At 73.2% G+C, this 17,894-nt stretch carries 14 protein-coding genes; 3 read left to right on the forward strand and 11 right to left on the reverse strand.

The window, feature by feature from the left end; genetic code table 11:
* Positions 1-11 precede the first annotated feature (11 nt).
* From Sm713_RS17775 to Sm713_RS17795, 5 genes are all read right to left on the reverse strand, one after another.
* Complete coding sequence (locus Sm713_RS17775) at positions 12-776, reverse strand: TetR/AcrR family transcriptional regulator (protein WP_212910581.1); 765 nt, start codon at positions 774-776, stop codon at positions 12-14.
* A 73-nt stretch (positions 777-849) separates the two neighbouring features.
* Positions 850-2,859, reverse strand: a complete 2,010-nt coding sequence (locus tag Sm713_RS17780) for a hypothetical protein (protein ID WP_249416353.1) — start codon at positions 2,857-2,859, stop codon at positions 850-852.
* A 286-nt stretch (positions 2,860-3,145) separates the two neighbouring features.
* Positions 3,146-3,793, reverse strand: coding sequence for a response regulator transcription factor (locus tag Sm713_RS17785; protein ID WP_212910582.1), 648 nt, complete (start codon positions 3,791-3,793; stop codon positions 3,146-3,148).
* Positions 3,778-5,187 (reverse strand): sensor histidine kinase, encoded by a 1,410-nt coding sequence (locus tag Sm713_RS17790; RefSeq protein ID WP_212910583.1) that lies wholly within the window; start codon positions 5,185-5,187, stop codon positions 3,778-3,780. Before Sm713_RS17790 ends, Sm713_RS17785 begins: the two co-directional genes overlap by 16 nt.
* A 99-nt stretch (positions 5,188-5,286) precedes the next feature.
* Positions 5,287-5,901, reverse strand: a complete 615-nt coding sequence (locus tag Sm713_RS17795) for a winged helix-turn-helix domain-containing protein (RefSeq protein ID WP_212910584.1) — start codon at positions 5,899-5,901, stop codon at positions 5,287-5,289.
* Between the two features lie 612 nt (positions 5,902-6,513).
* Here Sm713_RS17795 and Sm713_RS17800 point away from each other — a divergent pair.
* The 3 genes from Sm713_RS17800 (at position 6,514) to Sm713_RS17810 (ending at position 10,130) form a co-directional block, all read left to right on the forward strand.
* Positions 6,514-6,804, forward strand: a complete 291-nt coding sequence (locus Sm713_RS17800) for a hypothetical protein (protein ID WP_212910585.1) — start codon at positions 6,514-6,516, stop codon at positions 6,802-6,804.
* Positions 6,805-7,048: 244 nt separating this feature from the next.
* Positions 7,049-8,158, forward strand: coding sequence for a ParB/Srx family N-terminal domain-containing protein (locus Sm713_RS17805; protein ID WP_374195998.1), 1,110 nt, complete (start codon positions 7,049-7,051; stop codon positions 8,156-8,158).
* Positions 8,159-8,714: 556 nt separating this feature from the next.
* Entirely contained in the window at positions 8,715-10,130 is a 1,416-nt protein-coding gene (locus Sm713_RS17810; RefSeq protein WP_212910586.1) for an MFS transporter, read from the forward strand.
* A gap of 53 nt (positions 10,131-10,183) precedes the next feature.
* Here the strand turns inward: Sm713_RS17810 and Sm713_RS17815 are convergent, their stop codons facing one another.
* The 6 genes from Sm713_RS17815 to Sm713_RS17840 form a co-directional block, all read right to left on the reverse strand.
* Positions 10,184-11,242: an SIS domain-containing protein gene (locus Sm713_RS17815; RefSeq protein WP_249416354.1), complete on the reverse strand. Its 1,059-nt coding sequence runs from the start codon at positions 11,240-11,242 to the stop codon at positions 10,184-10,186.
* On the reverse strand, positions 11,239-12,588 hold the full coding sequence (locus Sm713_RS17820) for a Gfo/Idh/MocA family protein (protein WP_212910587.1): 1,350 nt from the start codon (positions 12,586-12,588) through the stop codon (positions 11,239-11,241). Before Sm713_RS17820 ends, Sm713_RS17815 begins: the two co-directional genes overlap by 4 nt.
* Before the next feature lie 153 nt (positions 12,589-12,741).
* Positions 12,742-13,599, reverse strand: coding sequence for a carbohydrate ABC transporter permease (locus Sm713_RS17825; RefSeq protein WP_212910588.1), 858 nt, complete (start codon positions 13,597-13,599; stop codon positions 12,742-12,744).
* Between the two features lie 6 nt (positions 13,600-13,605).
* Positions 13,606-14,493: a carbohydrate ABC transporter permease gene (locus Sm713_RS17830; protein ID WP_212912081.1), complete on the reverse strand. Its 888-nt coding sequence runs from the start codon at positions 14,491-14,493 to the stop codon at positions 13,606-13,608.
* 229 nt (positions 14,494-14,722) lie between these two features.
* Entirely contained in the window at positions 14,723-16,132 is a 1,410-nt protein-coding gene (locus tag Sm713_RS17835; protein WP_249416356.1) for an extracellular solute-binding protein, read from the reverse strand.
* 295 nt (positions 16,133-16,427) lie between these two features.
* Positions 16,428-17,642, reverse strand: coding sequence for an ROK family transcriptional regulator (locus Sm713_RS17840; RefSeq protein ID WP_212910589.1), 1,215 nt, complete (start codon positions 17,640-17,642; stop codon positions 16,428-16,430).
* Between the last annotated feature and the right edge of the window lie 252 nt (positions 17,643-17,894).

Below are 17,894 nucleotides of genomic sequence, written 5' to 3' on the forward strand. Positions count from 1 at the left end.
CGGAGCCGTCGTCAGCCGGGGGCCGCAGCGCACGGCACCGCCGCGGGCGGCGCCGGAACCAGCGCCGACAGACGCCCCGCGAGCTGGCCGAACGGGCCCTCGGGCGGTTCCTCGGCCAGCATCCGGCGCAGCAGCCGCGCCATCTGCTCGTCGTACGCGGCGCTGACCGCCAGCAGCGCGCCGAAGTCGTGCACGAGCTGCCGTTCCAGCTCGTGCCGAGGGATTCCACCCGGCTCTTCCGGCGACGACGGCGAGGTGGCGCCGAGCCCGTCCAGCCAGAGCAGCGCCGTGGACTCGGCCAGCGAGATCCACGAGCGCACGACGAGTTCGAGCCTGGCGGGCGGGCGCGTGGTGCCGAGGTGCAGCAGGATCTGCTCGTACGCAGCCTGCCGTACCGAGTCCACCAGCACACCGGCCGCCGCGGAACCGGCCGCGGGCGCGCCCCGCATCAGCGACGCGAAACCGGGGCCGTGCTCGTCGACGAAGTCGAAGAACCGCCCCATCACCCGCAGCAGCCGTGCCCCCACAGGACCCTGACGGGGCTCCACGAACCGCGCGGACAGATCCTCCGCGGCCTGCCGCAACGCCGCCTCGTACAGGCCGGGTTTGCCGGGGAAGTAGTGGTAGACCAGCGGGCGCGAGATGCCCGCGGCGACGGCTATCTCGTCGATGGAGACGTTCTCGGGCGGGCGCCGGCTGAAGAGGTCGAGCGCGACCGCGATCAACTGCCGCCGCCGCTCCTCGACTCCCATCCTCCGGCGCACCTGGGTCGTCATACGAACACCTTACCGAGCACATTCAGCCGATTGGTCCCGGCCATACCGGTGGGCCGGGAGCGAGGTCACGGGCTCATCGGTGTGACGGGCTCATCGGTGTGACGGCTGTGACGGGTGTGCCGTTCGCCAGCCGGCCCGCCAGTTCGGGGCGGGCGCCCTTGTGCGCGTGGAGGGCCAGCGACGGCCCCTGGGCGCTGCCGCGCACCGCTCCGGAGACGGTCACCGAGGCGACGTCCCGGGTGCCCGCGGCCAGCAGGTACCAACTGCCCGACGGGGCGCGCCAGAGCACTCCGGCGAGCAGCCGGGGCAGGCGGGTGCCGCACACGGGGGAGTTCCGCGCCTCGCCCACGACGGTGCCGGCGGCGTGGCCCGGCGCGCGGAACTGCGCCTGGGCCAGGGTGCCGGCGCCTCGCCAGGTCTCCGTCCTGGTGCACAGCCACGCCGCGGTGCCGCCCGTCTCGGGCAGTCGCTGCCCGCTGTACCGCCAGGAGTTGACGGACCGCACGCCCTGGGCGCGCATCGCGGCGAGCGAGCAGCCGACGCCCGCCCAGTCCGCCAGGGCGCCGGCGCCCGCGGCCTCGTGCGGCACTCCCGGACGGCCGGCGGTGAGGTGCGCGGGGGTGAGCTCGCCGAGGTCGGACAGGAGCAGGGTGGTGCCCGCGGCCGGTGTGCGCTGCCCGGCGGCGGACGTGGCCCCCCGGTCCTCGGAGGCGGTGACTTCGAGCACCCGCCAGGAGTGGCAGGGGCCGTTCTGGGAGGGGCCCGGAACGGGTTCGGTGACGCCGGCCGCGTCGCGGTGCAGGACGGCCGGGTGCTCGCCGGGGTCGAGAAGGTCGCGCACGGCGGCCCTGCGCACCCACGGCGCCGTCAGGTAGCGGATGTTGCCGTCCACCCGGTCGAGCACCACGGCGGACGACTCCGCGAGGCCCGCCCCGTCGGCCCGGGCGAGGTCCAGCAGGGCGCCGCCGGTGCCCTCGGCCGGCTCGGCGTAGCGTGCGATCCGCAGCCCGTCGTAGAACAGCACCACCCGGGCGCCGTCCACATCGCCGGCGAACAGGAGCTGGGCGGGGCCCGGCGGGGCGCCGGCCGGCGTGCCGGGCGTCGCCGACACGCCCACCCGGGGGCCGGGCCGCGCCCACACCGCGAGGGCGCGGCGCAGCAGGTCACGGTCGCCCGTGAGGCCGCCGCGCGCGGGCCACACCGAGTAGTCCCTGCGGGTGGCCGACTGCCAGGCCTCCGGCGGGACCTTGACGACCAGGTCCGGGTCCAGGGCGGCCTGGGCAGCCGGGTTGCGCGCGTACGGGGGCGCCGCGGCACCGTCCGGTTCCCAGCCGCCGCCCGGGGGCAGCAGCAGGGCACCGCAGACCAGCGCGGCGACGGCCGCCACCAGGGCCGCCTTGAGGTGCTGCCGGCGGCGCGGCAGGTCCGTGGGCCGGGCCCGGAGCGTGCAGGGATCGTAGGCGGGGGAGTGCAGCAGTTCCACCGTCGATTCGCCGGGACCGTCGGGCCCCGCCGCCTCAAGAGCCCCGTCCACGTCCCGGACCCCCGCGGCCTGGAGCACCTCGCGGGTCTCGTCCTCGGTGAGACACTCCAGACCGCGCAGCACGAAGGCGGCGCGCGCCGGGGGCGGCAGCACGGACAGCCGCTCGTCGAGCTCGGCCTCGGCGCCCCCTCGCGGTGCCAGCCGCAGTCCCCAGACCTGCGGCAGCACCGGGGGCAGGGCCGGACCTCCCGGCACCCCCCGGTGGGGCCCGGTACGCAGAGCGGCCCGCACCAGCCGGACGCGGACCTCCGCGTACCCGGCCCCCGCGGGAGGGAGGACATCGGCCCCGGCCTCCGTGGCGGGCGTCCCCTCGGGCGCCACGGCCGGATGCGGCACCAGGGGCGGCGGGGCACCGTCCAGTGCCGAGGTCCGAGGCAGGACACGCTGCACGAGGGCGTGGGCCGCCCGCGTCCTGCGCCCGTCCGGCAACGCCGGCGAGAGCAGGAGGTAGGCAAGACGGGTCAGCCGGGGATAGTGCTCCAGGAGCGCGGCCTCGGCCTGCTCCGCATCAAGATCGGCCGCGGCCTCCGGTACGTGCACGCCCAGCAGAACGATCAGCCCCCCACGTTGGTCACCCCGCCGATGTAGGGGTCGCGCGGGATGGCCCCCTGGCTCCGGTGGAAAGGGGCGCGGGGAACTGCGCGCCAAGCCACGACGAGCGGGTCAGATCGCCACGGCCCCAGGGCGGCACCCTCTGCCGCCCCGCGTGAGGGGCGAGCTTCACGGTCCCTCGCCCAGGTGGAAAGGGGCGCGGGGAACTGCGCAAAAGGGCCCACCACGCCTCCGTGGCTCCAAACGCAAGGGGCCACCACCCCCGCGGTCCCCCTCAACGGCCCTCAAGATACGTGAGAACCGCCAAAACCCGCCGATTGTCATCGTCCGACACCTCAAGCCCCAGCTTGCTGAAGATATTGGACGTGTGCTTGGCGACCGCCCGCTCCGTGACCACCAACTGCGCGGCGATCGCGGAGTTGGAACGCCCCTGCGCCATCAGCTCCATCACCTCCACCTCCCGCGGCGTCAACTCGGCCAGCGGCCGCTTCACGGAGCGGCGCGCCAGCAGCTGCTGGATCACCTGCGGGTCCATCGCCGTGCCCCCGGCGGCCACCCGGCGGACCGAGTCGACGAACTGCTCGGCGTCGAGGACCCGGTCCTTCAGCAGGTACCCGATGCCCCCGTCGCCGTCCGCGAGCAACTCGCGCGCGTAGAGCTGCTCCACGTGCTGGGACAGGATCAGCACCGGCATGCCGGGCCGCTCCCGGCGTGCGGCGAGCGCGCACTGCAGGCCCTCGTCGGTGTGCGAGGGCGGCAGCCGGACGTCGACGATCGCCACGTCCGGCCGCAGCTCGGCGAGGGCGCGGGTGAGTTCGGGCCCGCTCTCCACGGCCGCGGCTATCTCGAAGTCGTACGCCTCCAGCATCCGCACCAGGCCGTCGCGGAGCAGAAAGAGGTCTTCGGCTAGGACAACGCGCAAGGGATCTCCATGGTCACCATGGTGGGACCGCCCGCGGGAGAGCTGACGGCCAGGATGCCGTCGAATGTACCGAGCCGCCGTTCGACCCCGCTCAGGCCCGAGCCGGCGCCGATCACCGCGCCGCCCACGCCGTCGTCGGTGACCGAGATCCGCAGCGCGCCGCCGGCGTGGTGGATGTCCACCCGGATGCGTTCGGCCCGGGCGTGCTTGACCGCGTTGGTCAGCACCTCGCTGACGGCGAAGTACGCCGCCGCCTCCAGCGGTTCGGACGGCCGCGCCGGCAACGCCTCCAACTGGATGTCCACGTCGACCGGGACCGGCAGCCGCAGCGCCAGCGCCCGCACCGCGTCGCCGAGCCCGCGTTCGGCGAGCACCGGCGGATGGATGCCGCGCACCAGGTCGCGCAGCTCCGTCAGCGCCTCCGCGGACGACTTGCGGGCCTGCCACAGCAGCGCCCTGGCCCTGGCCGGGTCCTTCTCGATGAGCGCCTCCACGGTGCCCAGGTCCATGCCCATGGCGACCAGGCGGGCCTGGGCGCCGTCGTGCAGGTCGCGTTCGATGCGGCGGAGTTCGGCGGCGGCGGTGTCCACGGCGTCGTGGCGGGTGGCGGTGAGCCGGTCGATGCGCCGGCTGAGCTCGGCCTCGCGATCACGGTCGAGCAGCAGCCGGCCCAGCCGGAAGTGCCCCTCGACCAGCAGCGGGCTTGCGAACGGCGACAGCGCCAGGAAGCAGCACCCCAGCAGGCCGGCGAGCGCGGCCGTGCCCCAGCCGGTGATGGGGATGAACGCGAACCACCAGCCGTCCGCGGCGCGCACGACCGGTATCCAGAGCCCGAGCGCCAGCAGGATCCCGAAGAGGCCCTGCTCCACCAGCGCCATCGCCAGGAGCGCGAGGAGTGCCCCGCCCGTCATGTCGGTGACCAGCCAGGCCAGGTCCCGCCAGGTCGCCGGGTCCGCCAGCATCCGCAGGCCGCGCCCCGCGTACCCGCCGCGAATCCGGTCGGGCAGCGGCCGGTACGGCACGGGGATCCGCACCCCGGACCACTGGACGGCGAGCAGCCGCCGCTGGTTGGCGTGCAGCCGCACCAGCCCCAGCACCGCCGGCGTGGTGAGCAGGCCGATGCCCGCCACGGGGATCAGCACGATCGACACCACGGAGAGCACGAGCAGCGCGAGCGACCCGGCGAGCGAGCACACCGCCAGGACGAGGCCGCGCAGGGCGGCGACCACGGCGGGCCTGGCGCGCGCGGCCAGTTCCGCGCCGCGGCTCCCTCCCCGGGCTCCGTCGCGTGAACGCCAGGGGGCCGTGAGGCGGCCCACCACGGAGGTGCCGGGGGTGTCCGGTCCGGTTCCGGGGGAGCCGGGGTCCGTGCCCGTCCTGTCCTGCGTGTCCATGGCGCCAGTCTCGCCGAGGCGACGGCCGGGGTCACGGGGTTTCGGTCCCCGGCCGGGGTGTACCTGGCACCACCCCCGCGGCGGCGCCCCGGCGTGGGCTCAGCGCGCCACAGGCGGCACGTACTTGTACCCGACCCGCCGCACGGTCTGGATCACGCGGCGGTGTTCGGTGCCCAGCTTGCGGCGGATCCGGGCGACGTGGACGTCGACCGTGCGGCCGTCGCCCACGTGCCCGTAGCCCCAGACCGTGGTGACGAGCTGGTCGCGGGTGTGCACCCGGTGCGGGTGGGCCACCAGGTGCGCCAGCAGCTCGAACTCCAGGTAGGTCAGGTCCAGGGGCCTGCCGTCGACCTCGGCGGTACGGCGCCCGGTGTCGATGCGGACCAGCGCGTCACCGGTGGTGTCGGCGGCGGCCGCCGCGGTCGCCCCGGGTGCGGTGGCGGCCAGGCCCGGCAGTACCGGGTGCTGGTCGGCGGGGACGAGCACCAGGTAGCCGACCATCGGCGGCCGCCCGGGGAGGCTGGGCAGCGCCTGCGGGGGCGCGGGCAGCCAGGTGGCGCCGGGCGGCAGGAACTCGGTGACGTCCACCACCTCGTCTCTGTCCACCGCGCGCAACCGGTGTCGCGCGGAGCCCTGGTGGGGGCCGGCGGGCGACGACGGGGCAGACGGCGAGGGGTTCGAGGAAGGGGAGGGGAAGGTGCGGGGGTGTGCCATGGGAGGTCAGCTCTTTCGCGCGGGAGTCGTCGAAGGACATACGTCGTGCGCGCTGGCCGAGGCCGGAGGTGAACGGCTTTAGAGGGCCCGCGCATGCCTTGCGCGGCAACACACCCGGTCGAAGTCGTGGTCCTGACGGGACGGCCAGAAGGGCTCTAGGTCGTAGCGACCCGTCGCGGTGCTCTGGAACCCTGTCATGCGCCCATTGAAGCAGAATCCCCCCCGCCGGCATCAGAGTGCCCGCGGACGGTCTCACGCCTCGATACGGCGTCTGCGCGACGGCGAGACGGCGGTGAGACGAGGGAGAGCACGAGGGGGGGAGACGACGTAGGGCAGGGCGGGGAGCGAAGTGGGGTACGGCAGGGAGAGCACGGACGGGAGAGCATGCCTCGGAGACCGCCGGGGAGGCGTGCGCGGGGGGCGATCCCGCGCCCCTCGCACCCCGGTGCGCACCGGGGTGCGGAGAGCCGTCCGAACCACTCTGTTCGAATCTGGGAAGTCTGTACAACTCCCCTTGTGGCCAGGGGATTTTGTCAGTGGGGAGCAGTAGAATCGGGGGTAGTGTTCGAGGGGTTCCTTCTCGGGGACGGGGCCCCTGACCGCGACAGGAGGATGCCTGTGCCCGCTGCCGCACTCACGTCCGAGAGCATGCTGTTCGACCTGCCCTACGCACCGCTGACGAAGAAGCCGCTGCCCGCGGGACGCCCCCGCGAGTGGTACATCACACACAACCGCCGCCTGAAGGCCATGCGCCTGGCCATTGCGCTGCTCGACTCCGGCGTCTGGATGCCCCAGCAGGCACACGACAACCGCATCCGCAGCACCGCCGCCATGATCGGCGTGCATCCGCCGTCGGACACCACCTGCCACATGGTGCGCGCGCTGATGCGCTACAGCCGCTGACACCCCGCCCGGCCGAGGCCGGGCACCGCCGAAGAGGCCGGGTGCCGCCCCCACCGGGGACGGCACCCGGCCTCTTGCCGTATGCCCTGCTCCGCAGGGGTGCGGCACCACAAGTTCACCGGTACGCTCCCGGCCCGACGCCCCGGCATCACCGATCCGCCGCAGGTGGACGGGTAAGTGTGCGGGCGCACCCCGCGCGGCGCCTCCAACAGGGCGCCGCGGCCCCCACTTCCAGGAGATCCGGATGACCGGTACGGCCCGCACGACCGATCGCACCCGCACCGCGCCCCCGACCCCGGCCGTCCGGACCCGCCGGGTCCCGCGCGCCCTGCGCCTGGCGGGACCGCTGGCCGCGGGCACGCTGATGCTGGCCGGCCTGCTCACCCCGGCCGCCGCGGCGAGCGCCCCGGCGGCCTGTGCCGGCGGCAGCGGCAGCGGCGCGCGGCTCTGCGCGGCGGCCGGCGACCTCGTCGACGTCACCCTCGGCGAGCTCCACCCGACGCAGTCGACCCTGGGCTTCGACCAGATCTACTACAAGCTCGACCGGTACGGCAGCGACAAGGACGAGCAGAACGGCGACGTCAACAAGCGCTTCGACGACTTCTGCGAGACGAACGGCCAGGACGAGGCGGACAAGGTGCCGTCCGGAGCGCGGCTCTCCGACCCGTCGAGCTTCACCTGCAAGGTGCCGGTCGGCGAGGAGACCGACGACACCCGCGCCGGGATGAAGACGGTCGTCATCGGCCCCGGCGGCGCCCTGTACCTCACCGACGGCCACCACTCCCTGACGTCGTTCCTCGAAACCCCCGACGGCGGCCCGGACATGCACATCCGGCTGAAGGTGGCGGCGAACCTCAGCGACCTCTCGCAGGACGAGTTCTGGGCCACCATGGAGGACCGCGACTGGGTCTGGCTGCACGACGAGAACGGCGACCCGATCACCCCGGCGCAGCTCCCGCAGCACCTGGGCCTGGCCTCCTTCCACGACGACCGGTACCGCAGCCTCGTCTACTTCACCCGCGACATCGGCTACACCGCGCCCGACGACGCCGCGGAGTTCCTGGAGTTCCTGTGGGGCAGCTGGCTGCGCGGCAAGGTGGACCTCGACGACTACGACCTCACCGACCGCGACTCCTACCTGGACGCCGTGAAGGACGCCTCCGAGGCGATGACGGACGCCGACAAGGACACCGTCATCGCCGACGGCCGCACCGCCGGGGAACTCGGCCGGCTCGACGAGTGGAACGACGGCAAGGACGCGGACAAGGGCGAGTTCGACGACCTCGGCAAGCCGCTCTCGAACGACGAGCCCGGCAAGCTGGCGTACGCCCTGGACTACCGCGGCCGCCTCTGACCGCCGCGGGAGGCGCCGGATCCGGGCAACCGGGTCCGGGGCGCCTTCTCGCCTCTTCGTGTTCAATGGGCGCGTGCTGTCGCCAGTCCTCATGCGACTCCCGGTGGTGCGCAATCTCCGGCCCACGCTGACGGCCCTCGCCCGGTTCGCCTGAAGCCCAACCCGTTCGCCTGACGGTGGCTTCGCGTGACGACCGCCCCCTGACGAGCGATTCCCTGACGACCGTTCACCTGACGGCGGCTCACCCGGGCCCAGCCGCCGCCCAACCCCGCCGTGTTAGGTCTCCAGGATCGCGGCGTGAAAGTAACGCCGAGCGTGTGACTATCGGTTGGTCGCACCGCCCCGTCCGCCTGGACCGTCCGACGGACGCGCATGTCGCGGGCGCTGTTCTCTCCTAACGTATTGCACGTTAAAAACTCGCCCCCTATGGTTCATCTCCATCAAGGCTGCCTGCGGTACATCTCGCAGGCGGGTACCAGCCAGCTCCCAGCGACCGTCCCTCGCCCCCCCCACCGGCGCGCCCGGGAAAAGAGCCGTACTCCGCCGAGGAGAAGCCATGAACGAGCCGGAGACCCCTGCCGCCGGCGGCGGCAGCCCCACCACGGCCGGCCCTGCCGCGGCCGGGCCCGCCGCGGCCGCCCCCAGCGCCGCCCCGCTGCGCGGAGTCGAGCGCATCGGCATTCCCCGGCCACTGCTGTGGGGCTTCGTCGCGGTCTTCATCTACATGGTCGGGGACGGCGTCGAGATCAGTTACCTCACCGACTACCTGCAACGCCCGGACGGCGGCGGCCTCGCCAGCGACCAGGCCACCTTCGCGACCGTGACCGCCTACGGCATCGCGGTGATGATCGCGTCCTGGTTCTCCGGCACGCTCTCGGCGATCTGGGGCCCGCGGCGTGTGATGTGGCTGGGCGCGGCGTGGTGGGTCGTCTTCGAGGCGGTGTTCCTCTTCGCCGCCGTGCCCAGCCACAGCCTGGGCGTGATCGCCACGGTCTACGGCATCCGCGGCTTCGCCTACCCGCTCTTCGCGTTCGCGTTCCTGGTGTGGGTCCAGACGGTCAGCCCGGAGCGGATGCGCGGCTCGGTGGCCGGATGGTTCTGGTTCGCGTTCACCGGCGGTCTGCCCACGCTGGGCGCCGGTATCGCCGCCCTCGCCATAGGCCCGTTCGGCATGAGCCTGTACGCCACGCTGGTTCTCTCGCTGTTCCTGGTCGCCATCGGAGGGGCCATCGGGTCCTTCGCGGTACGCGAACCGCAGGGGCTGAAGCCCATCGCCGAGCCCGGCATGGCCCGGCCGCGGAGCTACAAGCGGCTCGCCGAGGGCGTGGACATCCTCTGGCGGGACAAGCGCACCATGGCCGGCGGCCTCGTGCGCATCGTCAACACCGCCCCGGAGTTCGGCTTCTTCGCCATGCTGCCGTTCACCTTCGGCACGGCCCACCACCACGACGGCTTCCTCAGCGCCGCGCAGATCTCCACGCTCACGGCGATCATGTACGGCGCGAACATCGCCGCGAACCTCGCCTTCGGCGTGTTCGGCGACCACTTCGGCTGGCGCCGCACCGTCACCGTCTTCGGCTGCATCGGCTGTGCCGTCGCCACCCCGCTGTGGTACTTCGCCTCGCTGGCGAGCGAGAACTTCGCCGTCACGGTCGTGCTGGGGTGCGTCTACTGCATCCTGCTCGCCGGGTTCGTACCGCTGTCGGCGCTGATGCCGTCCATGGTGCTCCACAAGGACAAGGGCGCCGCGCTCGCCGTCCTCAACTTCGGCGCGGGCGGCGCCGCCTTCGTGGGCCCGGCGCTGGTCACCGTCTTCCACCCGGTGATCGGGGGCGGCGGGGTGGCCATCGTCTTCAGCGTGCTGTACCTGATCGTCGCGGTGGTGTCGACCAGGCTGAAGGACGCCAGCGACCCCGGCGAGCGGCGCCGCGCCCCGGCACCGGGCGCGGCGGTCTCCGAGAGCCCCGCCTGACGCGGTGGTCGCCGAGGGCCCCGTCCTCCCCGGCGGGGCCCTCCTCGGCACGGCTACAACTCGCCCAGCGCGTCGACCTTGGTGTCGACGCGGCCGAACGCCACCTCGTCGATGGACGTGCCCCGCACCGCCGCCACCGCCGACACCAGCTCCTGGAGCACGCACACCTCCACCAGCGCCCGCTGCGGCGGCGTCAGGCGCGCCGGCACCGCCACCCCACGGACGCCCGGCGGGAGCGGCAGCGTGCCGTCCGTGACGGCGAGGACGCCGGTGGGCTTCTCGGTGAGCTGCCGGGCGAGGGCCAGCTCCCGTTCGCCGCCGACCACGATGTGCGCGGTCTCGCCGCTCGCGCTGTCCATGTAGCCGTGCAGGTAGGCTCGGGTGCCGAAGGCGGCGGACGGCACCAGCGGGCCCTCCCGGAACAGCAGGGCCACCGCCTCCGCGGTGGTCAGCTGCGGCGCGGCGGCCACGATGTCCACCGACCCGGCGGCCATCGGGCCCTCGGCGAAGGCCGCGAGCTCCTTCGCCGCCCCCGCCACCGACTCCTCGATCAGCCCGGGCAGCGCCAGCCAGCGCTCGTCCACGCCGCCGTCCGCGGCCAGGTCGGCCAGCATGCCGAGCGCGGCGAACGTCACCACGAAACCCACCGTCGACACCCGGCTGTCGGGGTGCCCGCCCAGCGACACGCAAGCGCCCGCGGCGTCCCGCAGCGGGCTCGCGTCGGCGTTGGTGACGGCCAGCGTCGCCGCCCCCGCGCCGCGGAACCGCGCCACCAGGTCCGCCGTCTCCCGGCTCCGGCCGCTCTGCGAGAGCGCCACCACCACGTCGGGGTGCGGGCCGGGCACCTCGGGGAAGTCGGAGCAGTCGGTGCGGAAGGCCTCGATGCCGGCCGCCCTCATCCGGTGCAGGGGCGAGGCCAGCGCGGCGCAGCTCGCGCCGATCCCGGCGAGCAGCACCCGCCGCCACCCCGGCCGCCAGACACCCTCGGCGAGCCGCCCCGGCAGGGCGCCGACCACCTCGCGCAGCGCCGCCAGCTCCGTGCGCCGGCCCTCCTCGAAGCCGAGGGGGAACGTGCCCGCCGTGCCCATCGGTTCTCCTGCGCCCCGGCTCATCGGCCCTCCTCCACGCCACTCGCCGGGGTGCGCGATGCGGTGCCCGGCGCCGGCGGCCCGCCCGGTCCCGCCGCCGGCTGCCCGCCAGCTCCCGACGTGCCGCGCGGGTGCCAGGCGCGCCGGGCCACCGCGGGCACGTAGTCCGACAGGTCCACCGGCCACTCGACGACGGTGCGGTGCTCGGCCGCGTAGTAGGCGGCCATCAGCAGTTCGGTGACGGCCACGCCGCTGTCCAGCGACTCGGCGGGCTGCCGGCCCGCGGCGAACATCCGGGTGAGGTGGGTGTTCTCGGCGGTGTAGCCGTACGCGGCGGGCTCGTCGGCGATCACCGGCATCAGGCCCTGCTCGGCGTTCTGCTTCTCCAGCAGGTCCTCACCCGCGGATTGCCGCAGGTCGCGGGAGAAGAACACGGTGGCGTCGCCGGTCAGCGAGTTGGCGCTCATCGAGTACTCGGGACCCAGCAGCTCGAAGGAGAGCCGCATGCCGGCGCCGACGAAGCCCCAGGACGTCATGGCCTCCACGATCACCGGCTCGCCGTCGCCGCCCACGAAGGTGAACGTGGCGTTGGCGTAGTCCTCGGCGGGGGTGCTCCGGTAGTCCTGAAGGCCCGGGTAGGAGTCGGTGAGCCGCTGCGCGTAGGCATCGCGGCCCCAGCGCAGCGAGGCGATGGTCGCCGTGACCGAGACGGGCCGCAGCCACTCGGCGGGATCCTCGCCGGGCGGGGTCAGCAGGAAGCGGCCCGCCTCGACGGAGTGGCACATCAGGTCGTTGAGCACGCCGCCGCCCTGCGCCTCGCTGTCCCAGAACCACCGGGCGTGCGGTCCTGAGTGCTCCTCGGTGCAGCGCGCCAGGTACGGGCTGCCGGACCGCTCGGCGCCGCGGGCCCACATCAGCTCCCGGGCGCGGGCCAGGCGCGGCGCGTACACCTGGTTCTCCAGGTAGCCGTGCAGGAGGCCGGCTCGCCGGACGGCCTCCGCGACGCGCCGGGCCTCCGCGAGGTTCCTGCCCAGCGGCTTCTCCACGGCGATGCCGACGAGCGAGGCACGGCCCGCGGTCACCTCCGCGCAGATGGCCTCGATGACGTCGACCCGGGTGTGGTTGGGCGTCAGCACCCACACCGCGTCGACCCGCTCGTCGCGCACCAGCGCGGCGACGTCGTCGTAGGCGGAGACGTCCTCGCCCACGCCCAGCTCCTCGGCGTACGCGCCGAGCGCGCGGGCGCTCTGAAGGCTCCGCGAGGCGGTCGCCACGATGTCGGATCCGCGTATCGCCTGCCAGGAGCGGACGTGGAAGCGTGCGATGAAGCCGGCGCCGACCATGCCGATGCCGAGGGGCTTTCCGTTCATGAGAAGGGCAGTTCCGTTCATGTGGGTGCTCGACTGGGTGCTCGTGTGGTTGCTCGTCCGGGTGCTTGTCCGGGTGCTCATGTGCGTGCTCGTGCGGGTGCCCGCTCGGTGTTCCGCGCCAGGGGAGCCGCGTTCGGCGGCGCCGGCGCCGTGTCAGCCCTTCACGCCGGTCAGGGTGATGCCCTCGACGAAGGCGCGCTGGGCGAAGAAGAACACGACGACCACGGGCAGCGTCGCCAGCACCGTGACCGCCATGATCACGCCCCAGTCGGTGGAGTGGGAGCCGTGGAAGCTGGCCAGGCCGTACGCGACGGGCCAGCGCGCCGGGTTCTCCGAGGTGTACAGCAGCGGGCCGTAGTAGTCGTTCCAGCACTGGAAGAACATGAAGACGGCCGCCGCCGCGATGCCGGGCCTGGCCATGGGCACCATGACCCGCGTCAGGATGCCCCACTCGCCGTTGCCGTCCATCCGCGCCGCGTCCGCGTACTCGTCGGGGACGGTCAGGAAGAACTGCCGCAGCAGGAAGACGGAGAACGCGTTGCCGAACAGGTGCGGCAGCACCAGCGGCCACAGCGTGCCGACGACCCTGAGCTGCGCCCACATCACGTAGACGGGCACCTGGGTCACCTGCGGCGGCAGCAGCATGGCGACGATCACGGCGAAGAAGATCAGGTTCGCGAACCGGATGCGCACCTTCGCCAGCACGTACGCCATCGGTACCGACGACAGCAGCATGAAGAGGGTGGAACCGCCGGCGTAGAGCAGCGAGTTGCCGAACCAGCGCCCGAGCGGCGCGCTGCCGAAGGCGCGGGCGTAGTTGGACCACTCCCAGGGGTGCGGCCACAGCGCGCCGGTCAGCGTCTGCCCTCCGCCCATGAACGAGGTGAGCGCCACGAAGACGACCGGTACGAGGAAGATGATGCCGAGCGCGAGCAGCAGCGCGTGCTCCGCGACGAAGGTGAGGCCCCTCTTCACGGCCGGGGGCCGGGTCAGCGGCTGGATCAGGGTCACGGGCCCTCACTTCTCCTTCTGCCGGAACACGCCGGCCCGGCGGAGCAGGACCGCCATGACGGCGGCGGCGGCGACGAACAGCACCACGGCCATCGCGGCGGCGTAGCCGAGCTGGAAGCTGCTGAAGCCCTGCACGTACATCCACTGCGTGTAGGTGAGCAGCGAGTCGTCGGGATAGCCGAGCAACTGGTCCGGCCCGGCGTCGATGCCGGTCTTGCCGTTGGCGACGCTGGAGGCCACGGCCGCCTCGGTGAAGTACTGGAGTGCCGCGATCACGCCGGTCACCGCAGCGAAGAACAGCACCGGCGAGATGTTCGGCAGGGTGACGTACCGGAACCGCTGCCACCCGCCCGCGCCGTCCAGCGCCGACGCCTCGTACTGGTCACGGGGGACGTCGAGCAGCGCGGCGAGGAAGATCACCATGAGGTCGCCCATCATCCAGACGCCGAGCAGCAGCAGCGACGGCTTGGCGAGGGACGGGTCGTTGAACCACAGCGGGCCCTTGACGCCGAGCGCCCGCAGCACGGTGTTGACGGGCCCGGTGCCGGGGTTGAAGAGGAAGACGAAGCCGACGACGGAGGCCACCGGCGGCACCAGCGCGGGCACGTAGAACAGCGTCCGCCAGAATCCGGCGGCCCGCTTCCTGCGCGTGAGCAGCATCGCGACGCCGAGCGAGCACGCGATCCGCACCGGCACCAGCAGGGCCACGAACCACAGGGTGTTCAGCGCGGCCCTGCCCACCCGCGGATCCTGCGTGAACAGGTAGCTGTAGTTCCTGAGCCCTATCCACTTCGGGGGGCTGGCGAGGTCGTAGTTGGTGAACGAGTAGAAGAGGTTGGCGAGCAGCGGGTAGAGGAAGAAGACCAGCAGCCCGATGACGCCGAGCGCCATCATCGACCAGACCGGCAGCCGGCCCCGCAGCCGCGCCGCGGTGCGCGAGCGGGTCCGGCCGCGCGTGCCGGGGGCGGACGATGAACCGGGCGCCGGCGGCGCGCCGGGCGGGGAGGCCGGGTGCGGGGCGGGCCCGGCCGGTCCGAGGGGTCGGTCGGCTCCGAGGGGCCGGGCGGGTCCGAGAGGGCGGCCGGCGGCGGGGGAGCCCGCGGTGTGTGCGTCGCTCATGTGATCACTTCGCCCGTCGCAGGCTGAGAGCGTTGTCGATGTCGGTGTCGACCTTCTTCAGGCCGCTGTCGAGGCCCTCTTGCGGGCGCTGCTGGTAGCCCGTCCAGAAGTCGTCCATCGTGGCCGTCAGCATCGAGCCGATCTCGGTCACCGGGCTGGTGCGCGAGGCCGGGTGGGCCGCGGCGTCGAGGAAGGTCCGGTACTGCTTCGGGGCGTCGAGGCGCGGCGAGTCCGCGGCGCTCTTGAGGGTGGGGATGTTCTTGATGCCGTTGGCGAGCCGCACGGCCGCGTCCGTGTCGGTGGTCATGTACTTCACCAGCGCCCAGGCGGCCTCCTTGTTGCCGGAGCGCTTGCTGACGCCGATGTCCGCCGCGGAGACGAATCCGCCGCCGTACGCCTGGCCGCTGCCGTCCAGCACCGGGAACGGCGCGGTGCCGTACGCCAGGTGCGGGGCCTGGTCCTGGATGAACGCCACCCGCCACTCGCCGTCCAGCGCCATGGCGATCCGCCCGGTCTGGAAGGCGTTGTTCGCGGACCACTCGTCGCCGAGGCCCGCCGAGAACGCCTTGAGCTTCGCGTAGCCGATCTTCTCGACGAAGTCGTGCTGCCACCCGAGCAGCGCCCGCCACTGCGGCGAGGAGGCGATGGCGGACTGGCCGCCCTTCATCCAGGTGACGCCCGCGGTGCCGCCGAAGGTGGCGGAGGTGTTCTGCTGGAAGCCGACCAGCGGGTCGAAGCCGAGCGTCCTTATGGAGCCGTCGGGCTTGTACGTGGTGAGCTTCAGGGCCGCACGCTCCAGCTCCCGCAGCGTCCTCGGGGGCCGGGTGACGCCGGCGCGTGCCAGCAGCTTCGTGTTGTAGTACAGGCCGTAGACGTCGGAGGTGGTGGGCAGGCTGCACCGGCGGCCCCCGAAGGCGGTGGCGGCGGCGAAGATGCCCTGGAAGTCGGAGGCGCGGACGCCGTCCCTGCGCATGAACGGCGCCAGGTTCTCCATGGTCTTGCAGGCGGTGCCGAGCGTGGCGTTCACGTTGGTGATCAGCGCGTCGACGTCGCCGCCGGACGCGACCACCTGCGTGATCTTGGTGTCCTGCTGGCCGCTGTGCACCTCGACGTGGACGTCCGGGTACTTCTTCTCGAAGCCGTCGACGACGGACTGGATGACCGCGGCCTCGCGGTCGGAGTAGTGGTGCCAGAGCTGGATGGTGCCGGAGAGGTGTGCGGGGGCGGTTCTCGCGACTGGGCCGTCGTGGCCTGCTGCGCAGGCGGTCAGGACCAGGGTCAGGGCCGCGGATGTGGTTGCCGTTGCGGTGCGCAGGCGGTGTTCGCGTGCTCGGCGTTTGCGGTGCCCCGCGGCTTCGGGTGTTTTCGCGGGTGCGCGGGCCGGTTCCGGTGTGCGGGTGGGTTGTCGTCTCACCACATGACCTCCCTTCTGGGGCCGTTGGCCCCGGCCCTGTTTCGAGGGCTGGTTCTTGTCCCTTCCCGGGGCGGCCGTCGGCCGTGTGTTCTTCTCGGCCTTCGGCCATCAGCTCCCCCCTGGGGAGGGTGGCTTCGGTTGTGTGCGGTGGTGTCGGATGTTCCTGGTCGCTCGCTCCCCCACTGCCTTGCAGGCGTGGGAGGTACCCCCGTCCCCGCGCCCCTCAACGGGCCTGCCGTGGACCGCCGGGCAACGGAGGCGCGTGAGGGCGGCACCGTCCTTCTCAGGACGCTGCTCAGCCGATGCCGCGGAGGTTGGCCGCGATGATTCTCGAACGGTCCTCGTCGGACGTGGCGGCGCCGGCCTGGGTGACGAGGCTCTCCTGCAGCCGTCCGTCGAGGACGGCCTGGGCGCCCGCGAGGACGGGGTTGTGGGCCAGGCGGGTCGGCAGGATGTTCGGGTTCCAGCGGGTGTGGTTGCGGATGGCCGTGCGGGTCAGCTCGGCGAGCGCGGCGCCCCCGGACCGGCCCACCGGACCGCCCAGCACCACCGCCTCCGGATCGATCACGCCCAGCACCGGGATCACGCTCTGCGCCAGCCGCGGCGCGAACACCTCCAGCACCCGGGCGGGCAGCGGGGTGCCGGCCCGGGCCTCCTCGAAGGTGTGCTCGCCGCAGCCGGCCTCCCGCCCGATCCGGTCCAGCGCCGCCGCGCCCAGCAGTCCTTCGAGGTCGGTCGCGTCGGCGTCCGGGTCGAGCACGCCCCGCGGCACCGGCAGGTTGCCGATCTCACCGGCACCGCCGGACGCACCGTGCAGGACCGCCCCGGCGACGTCCACCGCGAGTCCGATGCCGTAGCCGACCCAGAGCAGCGCGAACGTGGCGTCCGGCTCGAAGGCCCCGGCCCGCCGCTCGGCGACCGCCGCCAGGTTCACGTCGTTGTCGACCTGGACGTCGCAGCCCAGCGCCCTCTGAAGCTGCTGCCGGATGCTCTTCCGGGACCAGCCGGGCAGCGCGGCCACCGAACTCAGCTCGTCGGAGCGGGGGTCGACGCTGCTCGGCACCCCGACGCAGACGTGCTGGACGCGGGCCAGGTCCACGCCGGCGGCGCCGCAGGCGCTCAGCACCGCCCCCGCCACGTCCCGGGCGGCGCTGCGCTGCCCGGTCATGCCGGACGCCGCCTCCGCGGCCACCGGGAACTGCGAGCCTCGCAGGTCGACCAGGGTGGAGCGCACCCCGTCCTGGTCGACGTTGACGGCCACCCCGTACGCCAGGTCGCCCCGCACCCCGTAGAGCACGGCGCTCGGCCCGCGCCCGGCGGAGGCCTCGCCGACGGCCTCGATCAGCCCCTTCTCCTCCAGCCTCGCGATCATCTGCGCGGCGGTCGGCTTGGAGAGGCCGGAGAGCTCGCCCAGGGCGTTGCGGCTCAGCGGGCCGTGGTCGAGCAGCAGCCGCAGCGCCATCGCCGCGTTCTGGTTCCCGAGCCAGGACGGAGTTCCCCTGACAGCCATGGTGCCCTTCCCCGATCGGCCGGTTGCGTTCCGGGAAACGTACCAGAAAGGTTCTTTACTGAAGAGGGGTCGGAACGGCTTGATCTGGTCGCGATCCGGGGACTGGTCGGCGTGCCCGTGCCGGAAGTCATGGGTTCCAACGGGGTAATGGGTAAGGAGAGCGTGCCGGGAGCGCGGATGCCGGGGGCTGGTGGGGTTGCCGACCCGGCGCTACGATCAGGAAAGAAACTTGCCAGTGACGCCAGTGACGCC

This window comes from Streptomyces sp. TS71-3 (assembly GCF_018327685.1).
In the GTDB taxonomy this organism is placed as follows: domain Bacteria; phylum Actinomycetota; class Actinomycetes; order Streptomycetales; family Streptomycetaceae; genus Streptomyces.